This window comes from Micromonospora echinofusca (genome assembly GCF_017614955.1).
Lineage (GTDB): Bacteria > Actinomycetota > Actinomycetes > Mycobacteriales > Micromonosporaceae > Micromonospora > Micromonospora echinofusca_A.
In genome coordinates this window covers 1-10,363 of sequence record NZ_WVUH01000261.1, presented here as the reverse complement: position 1 = coordinate 10,363, position 10,363 = coordinate 1, and the positions used below count along the sequence as shown (strand labels likewise).

The 10,363-nt window shown below is 69.7% G+C and carries 9 protein-coding genes and 1 pseudogene; 8 read left to right on the top strand and 2 right to left on the bottom strand.

The genetic code is table 11. The features are described 5' to 3' along the window. The first annotated feature begins 338 nt into the window (after positions 1-338). The gene (locus GSF22_RS24405) at positions 339-1,799 is read left to right on the top strand and encodes a polysaccharide biosynthesis tyrosine autokinase (protein ID WP_208816067.1); all 1,461 of its coding nucleotides are present in this window, start codon (positions 339-341) and stop codon (positions 1,797-1,799) included. Here the strand turns inward: GSF22_RS24405 and GSF22_RS24400 are convergent. Beyond that, positions 1,780-2,415 (bottom strand): arsenate reductase/protein-tyrosine-phosphatase family protein, encoded by a 636-nt coding sequence (locus GSF22_RS24400; protein WP_307804280.1) that lies wholly within the window; start codon positions 2,413-2,415, stop codon positions 1,780-1,782. The two genes, GSF22_RS24405 and GSF22_RS24400, sit on opposite strands and share 20 nt — an antisense overlap. Positions 2,416-2,646: 231 nt before the next feature. Between GSF22_RS24400 and GSF22_RS24395 the strand changes: the two genes are divergently transcribed. The 3 genes from GSF22_RS24395 to GSF22_RS24385 all read left to right on the top strand — a co-directional run bounded on the left by GSF22_RS24395 (position 2,647) and on the right by GSF22_RS24385 (position 6,459). Then, the gene (locus tag GSF22_RS24395) at positions 2,647-3,894 is read left to right on the top strand and encodes a glycosyltransferase family 4 protein (RefSeq protein WP_208816066.1); all 1,248 of its coding nucleotides are present in this window, start codon (positions 2,647-2,649) and stop codon (positions 3,892-3,894) included. A gap of 87 nt (positions 3,895-3,981) precedes the next feature. After that, positions 3,982-5,754 (top strand): DUF4012 domain-containing protein, encoded by a 1,773-nt coding sequence (locus GSF22_RS24390; RefSeq protein ID WP_307804279.1) that lies wholly within the window; start codon positions 3,982-3,984, stop codon positions 5,752-5,754. 12 nt (positions 5,755-5,766) lie between these two features. Further along, complete coding sequence (locus GSF22_RS24385; RefSeq protein WP_208816065.1) at positions 5,767-6,459, top strand: hypothetical protein; 693 nt, start codon at positions 5,767-5,769, stop codon at positions 6,457-6,459. Between the two features lie 621 nt (positions 6,460-7,080). Here GSF22_RS24385 and GSF22_RS24380 read toward each other — a convergent pair. Next, a complete protein-coding gene (locus tag GSF22_RS24380) occupies positions 7,081-7,359 on the bottom strand; it encodes a hypothetical protein (RefSeq protein WP_208816064.1) in 279 nt (92 codons plus the stop codon). A gap of 116 nt (positions 7,360-7,475) precedes the next feature. On the opposite strand from GSF22_RS24380, the gene GSF22_RS24375 reads away from it, so the two are divergent. From GSF22_RS24375 to GSF22_RS24360, 4 genes and pseudogenes are all read left to right on the top strand, one after another. After that, positions 7,476-7,946: a hypothetical protein gene (locus tag GSF22_RS24375; protein WP_208816063.1), complete on the top strand. Its 471-nt coding sequence runs from the start codon at positions 7,476-7,478 to the stop codon at positions 7,944-7,946. A gap of 63 nt (positions 7,947-8,009) precedes the next feature. Beyond that, positions 8,010-8,450 carry an AAA family ATPase gene (locus GSF22_RS36030; protein WP_368856912.1) on the top strand — a complete coding sequence of 147 codons (441 nt, stop codon included), beginning with the start codon at positions 8,010-8,012 and terminating at the stop codon, positions 8,448-8,450. A 208-nt stretch (positions 8,451-8,658) separates the two neighbouring features. Further along, on the top strand, positions 8,659-9,606 hold the full coding sequence (locus tag GSF22_RS24365; RefSeq protein ID WP_208816061.1) for a hypothetical protein: 948 nt from the start codon (positions 8,659-8,661) through the stop codon (positions 9,604-9,606). Between the two features lie 147 nt (positions 9,607-9,753). Further along, positions 9,754-10,236: pseudogene (locus tag GSF22_RS24360) on the top strand (IS5/IS1182 family transposase); the annotation flags it as partial. Positions 10,237-10,363: the final 127 nt, after the last annotated feature.

Sequence of the window (10,363 nt, the reverse complement as noted above, 5' to 3'; positions counted from 1 at the left end):
GGGATGCGGGGACCTTCCGTCGCCTCGATCAGGGGTCGGTGAATCCGTCGCCGACCAGACTTCCCGGCACACCAGTGTCCGCCAGCCTACCGAGAGGCCGGTTGACCGGCCACTCGTCGCCGGCATCCGGGCGACGCCGCAGGACAGGTGGCCGGCGGTGGCGACGGGTCGGCTCCCGGCTCGTTGAGGGAATGGGGGCCTGCCGTGCCTTTTCGTCATCTACATTCGATGGGATCCCTTATAGGTAAATATGGGTAATTTTCGGGTTGGCTGATCCGGTCGGCGGGGGCTTGTGTGTGGATCGCTCGGTTGACTGCTGAGACGGGAGTTCTGAGCTGATGGACCTGTACAACTACCTGCGCCTGATCCGACGGCAGTGGTGGATCGTCCTGATCACGGTCATGGTCGCGTTGGGGGCCGGGGCGTTCGTCACGGTCCGGGCGCAGCCGCGGTACGCGGCCACGGTCACCTTCTTCGTGACCACCGCCAGCGACCGGATAACCGACGCCTACCAGGGTGGGCTCTTCCTTCAGCAGCGGGTCAAGTCATACGCGGACCTGCTCGCCAGCGACCGGCTCGCGCAGGCGGTGGCCAACCAGAACCCGGTCGGCATGACCGCCGACGAGATCCGCAGCCGGATCAGCACCTCCACGGAGACGGGAACGGTGCTGCTCCGCGCCACCGTCGTGGACAGCGAACCGGCCCGCGCGCTCCGGCTGACCGAGGCGCTCGCCGCCCGGTTCGTCGACCTCGTCCGGCAGATCGAGACCCCCGCCGCCGGCCAGAACCCCATGGTGAAGATCGAGGTGATCAGCGGGCCCCGGGTCGGCACCGTCCCGGTGTCACCCCGACCGGTACGCAACCTCTCCCTCGCCGCGCTGCTCGGACTGGTCGCGGGGGTCGCGGTGTCGGTGCTGCGTGGTCTGATCGACACCCGGATGCGGGACGGGCGCAGCCTCCAGCAGGCCACCGGCGCCCCGCTGCTCGGCGAGATCCCCTTCGAGGCGGCTGCCCGTACCGCGCCGCTGATCGTCGGCGACGCGGCCCGGTCCCTGCGCGCCGAGGCGATCCGTAAGCTCCGGACCAACCTGCGCTTCGTCGACGTGCACGAGGCCGCGCGGGTCATCTCGGTCAGCAGCGCGGTGCAGGGCGAAGGGAAGACCACCACCGCCTGCAACCTGGCGATCGCCCTGGCCGAGGCCGGGTGGCGGGTCCTGCTCGTCGACGCCGACCTGCGCCGACCGAAGGTCGCCGAGTACCTGGGCGTCGAGTCCGCCGTCGGGCTGACCGACGTGCTGCTCGGCGACGTGCAGGTGGGTGACGTCGTGCAGCCCTGGGGCGACCGGTCGCTGCTCGTCCTGCCGGCCGGCTCCACCCCGCCCAACCCGAGCGAACTGCTCGGTTCCAAGGCGATGGCCGACGTGCTGGCCGAGGTACGGGAGTCCGCCGACATCGTCATCATCGACACCCCGCCGCTGCTCGCGGTCACCGACGCCGTCGTCGTGGCGGTGCAGGCCGACGGGGCACTGCTGGTGGCCCAGCACGGCCGGACCAGTGTGTCGCAGGCCGCCGCCGCCGCCGGTGCGCTGCACGCGGTGTCGGTACGGCTCCTCGGTTGTGTGCTGAACATGTCCCGCGCGACCCGGGCGGACAGCGACCAGTACGAGGCGTACCGGGTGGTGACCGCGCGGGTGGAGGCCACCGTCCCCGCCGACCGGGCGTCGACGGCCGGCCGGGCGGCGGTGGGTCAACGGGTGGCGGTGGACCCGACCCAGGAACTCACCCGGTTGCCGCGATGAGCGCCACGATCGGCAGCACGGCTGCCTCGATCTCCTCGGCGCAGCGGCGGAAGTCGGCCGGCCGGCCGCCGATCGGGTCGGTCAGGTCCTCCGCCTCCGGACCCGCCGGTTGCAGCCGGCTGCGGGTCCGGACCGCCGCCGCCACCGCCGCCGCCAGCCGTCCGACCCCGGTGGTGGGCAGGTCGGTCCCCGGTAGAACGCCCACCCGGCCGGCGGTGGGGGGTACGCCCACCACCCCGGCGGACCCCGGCACGTCCGGTGGCGTCGGGTCGGCTGCCGTGGCGAGCCGGGCGAACTGGCGCAGCGTGAAGGTCCGCCCGATGGCGCCCGGTGCGGTCGAGGCGCAGTACGCCCGCTCCCGGCGGGTCGCGGTCAGCACCAGCCCGGCACCGGCCAGCAGGTCACGGGTCACCGCCCGGCTGCGGAACCCGTGGGGGTCCAGCCCCCGCCCGTCGAGGACACCCGCCGCGTACGGGTGCATCGACCGGCCGGGTACCGCGTGGGTACCGGCACTGCCCACGACCAGCCCGTGCCGGGCCAGCGTGAGTCGGGCCAGGTACTCGGCCATCGGGGACCGGCACAGGTTGGCATGGCACACGAACAGCACACCGTTCACCGGGCGGGCCCTCCTCGTCGACACGACAGATCGCCGGCAGCGGACCGTGCCGGGGTACGGGAGGGGACTGTCCGGATCCTACGGGCGGGTCCGGTCCGTCCCCGACCCCGGCGCGCCGGACGGTCCGGTCGGACCGGTCGGACCGGTCGGCCGGTCTGCGCCGGCAAACCCGCCCCGGCCGGACGGCCCGCCCACGCCGGATGGGACCGGGCGGACGGGTCGGGTGGCAGCGTGAAGATCGGCATCCTGTCGTACTACTTCCCGCCGGAACCGGCCTTCATCCCGGGGAGTCTCGCCGAGGAGCTGGCCGCGCGCGGGCACGAGGTACGGGTGCTCACCGGCTTTCCCGACTACCCGGGCGGGCGGGTGTACCCGGGCTGGCGCCAGCGGTGGCACCACGAGACGCACAGTGAGCGGCTGACCGTCCGCCGGGTGCCCCGGTTTCCCGGCGGCGACGGCAGCTCGCCGGCCGGCCGGTACGCCAGCTACCTCTCCTTCGCCGGCAGTGCCGCGCTGACCGGGCCGCGGTACCTGACCGGGATCGACGCGCTCTACGTCTACCACCTGCCGGCGAGCACGTTCGCTGCAGCCGGGCTGCTGCGGTTGCTGCGCCGGGTGCCGACCGTCCTGCACGTGCAGGACCTGTGGCCGGACGGGGCGGACCCCGACCGGGGTCCGTGGCGCAGCCGCCTGGACCGCACCATCCGGCAGATCTACGACGCCGCCCGGGCGGTGGCGGTGATCACCCCGTCGATGCGGGAACAGGTCATCGCCGACGGCGCCGATCCGGCGAAGGTCCGGGTGGTGCTCAACTGGACCGACGAGCGGATCTTCCAGCCGGTCCGGCCGAGCGAGGCGGCCCGCCGGCTGGTCCGCCGCGACGGCCGCTGCGTGGTCATGCACGCGGGCACGCTCGGCCCGCGTCAGCAGCTGGAGACGGCGGTGCGGGCCGCCGCCGCGGTCAACGGCCGGACCGATCTGGTCCTCGTCGGCTCGGGTCCCGAGGAGGACCGGCTGCGCCGGTTGGCCGACGAACTGGGCGCGGCGAACGTGCGGTTCGAGGCCCGCCGATCCCCGGTGGAGATGCCGGACCTGTACGCCGCGGCGGACTACCAGTTGGTCTCCCTGGCCGACCGTCCGGTACTGCGCGGGGCGGTGCCGGCCACCCTGCCGGCGGCGTTCGCCTGCGCCGCTCCGGTGGTGGCCTCGGCAGCCGGGGACACGGTCGATCTGGTGGAGCGGGCGCGGGCCGGGCTCTCCTGTCCGCCGGGTGACTGGTCGACGTTGGCCGACCGGTTCTGGTTGGCCGCCACCATCCCGGTGGAGGCCCGCCGGGAGATGGGGCAGCGGGGGCGGGAGAGCTACCTGCACCGGATGTCGATGCAGGCCGGCGTGGACCAGATCCAGCGGTTGCTCTACGAGGTGGCGACCGGCCGGGCCGGACCGGGTGCCGCCGACCTGCGTCAATCACCCAAATAACATGAAACCGTCACTTATGGCGCCTCGGCGCTGATATAGAGATATGCACCCCATAAGTAACTGACGGGTCAGGGAGGGCGGGGCACGGTGACCGAAAGTGGTACCGGACATCGACCGGCGACGTACCGGCGGCTGCGTCGCATCCTGCTGACCGCGCTGGTCGTCACCTCGATGCTGCTGCTCGGCGCCGGCTGGGTCGGCTACCGGGGTTGGCGCGCGTACGGGCACCTGAACAGCGCCGCCGCGATGGCCCGGCAACTCGGCGGCGAGGTCCTGGGCGGCGACCGTGCCCGTGCCCTCCGCACCCTGGCCGCCCTCCAGGAACAGACCGCCTCCGCCCGGTCCGCCACCGCCGATCCAGGCTGGTGGCTCGGCACGCACGTCCCCTACACCGGCGACGACCTGGCCGCCGTACGGGACCTGGCGGTGACCATCGACGAACTGGCCCGACACGCCTTCCCCGCACTGCTGCGCATCGACCCCGCCGTCCTGGTACCCCGGTCCGGGCGGTTCGACGTCGCCGGGTTACGGGCCGCGGCGACCAGTCTCGACGAGGCCGACCAGGCGGTGCGCCGGGCCCGGACCCGGATATCGGGCGTACCCGACGGGGAACTGCACGCCCAGGTCCGCTCCGCGGTGGCCACGCTCCGGGACGAACTGGCCGAACTGGGTACGGTGACCGGCGGGGCGAGCACGGCGGCCCGGCTCCTGCCGGCGCTGCTCGGCGGCGACGGCGGTCGCCACTACCTGATGGTCTCCCAGAACCCGGCCGAACTGCGCGCCACCGGCGGCATGTTCGGCGCGTACGCGTTGGTGCAGGTCACCGGCGGCCGGCTCAAGCTGGTCCGGCAGGGCCCCTCCACCGAGCTGGGCCGGTTCGCCCCACCGGTGCTGCCCCTCGACGCCGAGCTGCGCGGGCTCTACCGGAACCTGCCCGGCAGCTACCCGGCCGACGTCAACCTGACCCCGCACTTCCCGACCGCTGCCGCGCTCTACCGGGAGATGTACCGGCGGCACACCGGCCGCAACGTGGACGGCGTACTGGCCACCGATCCGGTGATGCTCTCCTACCTGCTCCAGGCGACCGGACCGGTGGCCGTACCGGAACACACCACCCTGGCCGCCGCGACCGTGACCCGGACCCTGCTCTCCGACACCTACCAGCGGTTGAACCCGCGTGAGCAGGACGAGTACTTCGCGGCCTCGGCGATGGCGGTGTTCAACTCCCTGCTCGGCCGGACGGTCGAACCCCGCGCCGTGCTCGCCGCCCTCGACCGGGCGGTGACGGAGCGGCGGCTGCTCTTCTGGAGCGCCCGTCCCGCCGAGCAACGCGAACTGGCCGGCACCCGGGTCGGCGGCGTCCTGCCCGCGCACGAGGACACCCCGACGGTTGGGGTGTTCCTCAACGACGGCAGCGGCGCCAAGCTCGGCTGGTACCTGCACCCCGCCGCCACGTTGACCGTCGGTGGCTGTCGCCCCGACGGCCGCCGGGAGCTGCGTCTGCGCGTGACGCTGCGGTCGACCGCCCCCCGCTCCGGGCTCGCCGGATCGGTGACCGGTCTGGCCCTGTCGGGTGACCCGTACACCGCCCGGACGCTGGTCAACGTGCACAGCCCGGCCGGCGGCACGGTGGTCAACGCCCGACTGGACGGTCGCCCGGTCCGGGTCGGCAGCGGGACCGAACGCCGCCGCCAGGTCGCCATCGCCAACGTCGAGGTCCGGCCCGGTGCCACCCGGACGTTGGAGGTCACCCTGCTCACTCCGGCCGGCGCGGGAGGAACCGCCGACCTCTGGCTCACCCCGGCCGCGCACCCCTGGACCACCCGGATCCAGTCCGCATCAACAACCTGTGAACAGTAGAGAGGATCACCCATGCGGCTATCCCGCATCATCATCGCGCTCATGGCCGGCCTCGCCATGCTGGCCGTGCCGACCGCCGTGGGGGCGGCGCCGGCGGTCCAGCCGCAGCCAACCGCCCCCGAATCGCCCTATCCACCGGGCCCGGCCGAACTCACCGTCAGCGATCCCACCGTCGTCGTCGGCGAGGCCGTGGTGCTGCACGGCGAGGACTTCGAGCCGGGTGAGATCGTCGACATCTACGTCAGCATCAACCCGCTGGCCAGCGCCCCGCTCGACGCCCCGCTCGACGCCCGGTCGGCCCGCCGCGCCGACGGCAGCACACTCGCGCTGGTGCCGGTCGGGTTGCTGCGCCAGCCCAGCCCGACCCTGCCCGGATCGTCCCCGCTGCACCTGATCGTGGTGGCCGACTCCGACGGCGACTTCGACGTGACGTACCGCCCCGCCGGTGTCGGCCGGTACGTCTTCACGGCGGTCGGTCGCAACTCCCGGTTCACCGCCACCGCGACCGTGACCGTGCTGGCCACCGCGCCCCAGCCGAGCGTGACCGCGACGGCACCCGGAGGCGGGGGCGGTCTGCCGACGACCGGCGACAGCCTGGGCACCACCCTGGCCGCCGGGGGCGGCCTGGTCGGGCTCGGCGGGGTGCTGCTGGCCCTGGCACTGTTCTGGCGGCGCCGCCGCTCCACCACACCCACCACCGACTGACCGTCCAGCCGTCCTTGAGGCTCTCACTCGGAAGAGTCCCTTGCACACTTCCGCACGGGCAGCGGTTATCTCCTGACCCTGGTCTCGTCCATGAGGGGGTCGGGTTCGTCGCGGTGCGCGAGACGGTCAGCTAGGACAGTGTCCACGCCCATCGCCCGCTCATGGTAGAGATAGCGAACCATGACAGCGTGGGGTGAGGCGTCGAGGACGACGCCCGGTTGCCAGCTGGTGTGGTAGACCCACACTAGTTGGCCGGGGAGGTAGGCGTCGGCTGAGGTGACGTCGGTGGCGTCGCGGGCCTCGGGTGGCAGAGTCGGAGCGGGCATTGCCCAATTTTGGCTTTCGACGGGATACGGAGATATCGGCGGAGCGGGTGTTTGTCGATGGGCCGTGCAGTGGACGTGTTCTGTCACCGCAGGGGTCACCTGTGCTGCGGTGGCGGTTTTGACGGCTGCCGGGCTAGCCAAAGGTTTTGAGTGGCCGCCCGAGCCAATCGTCGATCCTCGGGTACAGTGCGTCAAAAGTGTGTTGAGGTCTGTCGTCACGAACGGATCATCAACACCCTTTGCCTATAACCACAGCCCGGGCAGGTGGGACTTCATCATCTAGCTCATGGAAGCTCTATTGCCATGGTAGCCAGATGATGAAGTCGTCGAACGCCGAGACAATGCCGACGTGGTAGCAGTCCAAAGGTTGGGCGATCGGGGTCGGTGGTCCGGGGGCGTATCCCCAGAGGGAGAGCAGGTGCGGTCCGAGTAGCTGATCGACAGCTGCTCGGAGCGTGGTCATCGCCCATGGTGCCATCTCATAGTAGTTGGTCGATGTTTGGCGACGGGAGTGTCGGCCTGGTTTGAGATCAACTCCCCGGTCCTTGGTGACGTCGCTTTCACTGATGCTCATCGTTCGAGGGTCGGTACGGTTGTGTCATGGATGATGGTCGGCCTCGGTATGGGTATGGCGAGGGTGGGCGGCCGTTGTGGTCGCCGCAGGACCGGGACGCGGAGACGGTCCGGAAGGTGCTGAGGCAAGCCGGATTGCGAGATTTCGGTGAGCGGCGCCTGGACGGGTTCGTGGTCGAGGGCGTCGGTACCAGCTGGGACGGACCGGAGCGGTTTGCTGTTGTGTGTGGCGGTGTCTGGGGTGAGTCGGACGCGTTGGACCACTACCGGCGAATTCTGGAACGGGCAGGGTACCGAGTCGAGGCAGAGCCGGTGAACGGCAACGTCCTGCTGGTCCAGCGGCGGACGGACTCGGTGGTGTCGCTGAGGCGGAAGCTGCTGGCGGTCGTGGCCGTCTGCGTGTTGGTGGCCGTCGTGGCGCTGCTTACCTTCCGGGCCGGGCTCGGCGGGGTGCGACTCGTCGCTGGTGTCGGCTTGGTGTTTGGTGGGTTGGCAGCGCTCCTGGCAGGCCCGTGGGTTCACGGCGGATCCGGCTGGCTGCCGCCGTCGATCAGTTCCAGGAAGCTGAGCTTGCCTCGCCGAACGTGACGTTGACCGGCGTAGGGATGAACGACAGCGACCACCCACGTTCGCGCTGATGAGCCGGAGTTGGTGGTGCTCATCGGCCCACCGGGCGCTGGGAAGTCTACCTACGCCGCGAATCGCTGGGAGACAGACCGTGTGCTCAGCCTGGACCAGTTACGCCTAGTGGCGGCCGGCAACGTGTACGCCCCGGACGCCACCGCCGACCTCAGAACCATCCTCCGTGATTCTTCACGTCCGTCGCGGCGGTCGACCACCGTCGTTGACGCCACAAACACCCACGCGGCAGACCGAGAGTGGTTGCCGCCATCGTCTATGCCCACCACACCCGGACCGAAGCCCTGCTTACCACCCCACACACTGACCGCCGAAGGCTTCGCCCAAGTCGTCCCACAGACCCGAACGACCACTGACCCCCAGACACGCTCTCCGCGGCTACATGCCACCGCCCCCGCTGGACTTGGTCGTGTTGGCCGCCTACAACGGCGGAAAGGATCTTGTAGGAACTAGGCAGAGGTAGCTAAGTCGGCGAAAACTGGCGCAAGTGTAAAGAAGATGACAAATATAGGTTTGGGTGATTCTGGTGCAGTTAGTAGCTTTGACGGTAGACCGGGGCTGCCGTAGCCCGGATGGCGAGAAAGTTTCTCCACTCGTCTGAGGCGGAGACACGTTCCTCGACATGGGGCCAGTTCCCGGATCTCACCCCTGGGAGGGCTCCATGTCCAGTTCCCCATTCCGCCCATCAGTGGCGGCGATCACGCCGTCCCGCCGTTCTCCACGCCGCCGATGGCATCTCGTGCTCCTCGCCATTGTGGCGCTGGCTGGCGTGCTCTTCGGCACGTCGCTGATCTTTACTGGCTCTGGTCAGCGCACGTCAGAACGGGGGGCGCCCGCACAGCAGGCGGTGCCACCCACGCCCATCACCGCCTGGCCAGGGCCGGATAACACGGGAGTACCGCCGGGCACCGCCCTGAGACGATCTGGCTCGCTTGCACTGCGCATAGACGGGCAGGTGATAACTAACCTGGATATCTACGGCTGCGTCAGCGTGCACGCCCGTAACGTCACGATCCGCAAATCCCGGATCAATTGCGCCAGTACCGCCTACTCGGTACGCACTTACGGCAGTGTCGTGAACCTGGTACTCGAAGATGTCGAGATCAACGGCCTCGGCCGTAATGCCGCAGCAGTATGCTGCGGCAACTACACCCTGCGTCGCGTCGACATCCACAACGTCATCGACGGGCCACGCATGGGATCGCGTAGCACCATCGTCGACTCCTGGGTGCACGACCTTGTGCGGGTCGACCGTTCCCATAACGACACTTTGCAAACCACTGGCGGTAGCGATATCACCATCCGACACAACCGATTGGAGCCCTACAACCCTTCCACCGAAGATCCGTTCAATGCCTGCTTAATGATCGGTTCCACCACCACTCCGGTCCGGAACTTGCTTTTCGCCGGCAACTACTGCAACGGGGGAAACTGGTCCATCGGCGTGCGCGCTGATCTCGTTGCCAGCAATATCGTTATTCGCGAGAACGCCTTTGGTCGCAACTACCGCTACGGTGTTATCGCCCGCCCCGACCAAGCTGGAATTCTGTGGGACCGCGCTACCAATGTGTGGTTCGACAACGGTGAACCTGTTGTCGTATCTGGCTAGCTGCTTGAGAGTAAATGATGAGCCATTTTCCTCGTGGCCAAAGGGTGTCTGAGTGGGCACGCAGTGGTGTGCTGGTGCTCTAGGTAGAACGAAGCTCCCGGTAGGACGGCAGTCGACCAAGACGCACTGGCCGCTATGGGAGCTTCGTTGCTGCCCTGTCCTGCCAGTATCCCGCTGTCCACGCGCAGCCTGACCCGCCCGACCAAGTTGATCCGCGACCGGCGTCGCGAACTCGGGGACAGCCGGCGCTGGCTGTCCGCTCAGCGGTAGGCGCTGATGACGCTGGCCCACCCAGCGCAACGGCGACACCCTCACCCGGCTCACCGTCGGCTTCCCAGCGTCCGTGAGCACCGTGCGGCGTTAGGTCGTCGACTTTCGTCGGCGGCGTGGACGACCTCACCAAGACGATGCGCCGAGCAGCCCGGTTGGCGTACGCGATCCTCGACGGCACGCTGATCCCGATCGACCGGGTCGCCGGCTGACCCTACTGCTCCGGCAAGCACAAGCGACACGGCGTGAACGTTCTGATCCTTGCCGACGCCGCCGGGCGTGATCTGGGCACCGACCGCGCTGTGCGGCGCCGTGTACGACCCGACCGCCGCCCGTACCCACGGCCTGATCCACGCCCTAGTAGTGCTTTGTTAGGTTGGGACGAGTTGGTGGCAGAGAGGGCAGAACCCGAGCCAGGTCGCGAGTAGGTACTGCAGTTGCCGCAGGACGGCGTAGAGGCTCAGGTCTGCCCCACTGCTTTTGGGCG

Coding starts and splice junctions, on each gene's coding strand:
- GSF22_RS24405 (WP_208816067.1), top strand. CDS start 339: ATGGACCTGTACAACTACCTGCGCCTGATCCGACGGCAGTGGTGGATC.
- GSF22_RS24385 (WP_208816065.1), top strand. CDS start 5,767: ATGCGGCTATCCCGCATCATCATCGCGCTCATGGCCGGCCTCGCCATG.
- GSF22_RS24365 (WP_208816061.1), top strand. CDS start 8,659: ATGTCCAGTTCCCCATTCCGCCCATCAGTGGCGGCGATCACGCCGTCC.
- GSF22_RS24380 (WP_208816064.1), bottom strand. CDS start 7,359: ATGAGCATCAGTGAAAGCGACGTCACCAAGGACCGGGGAGTTGATCTC.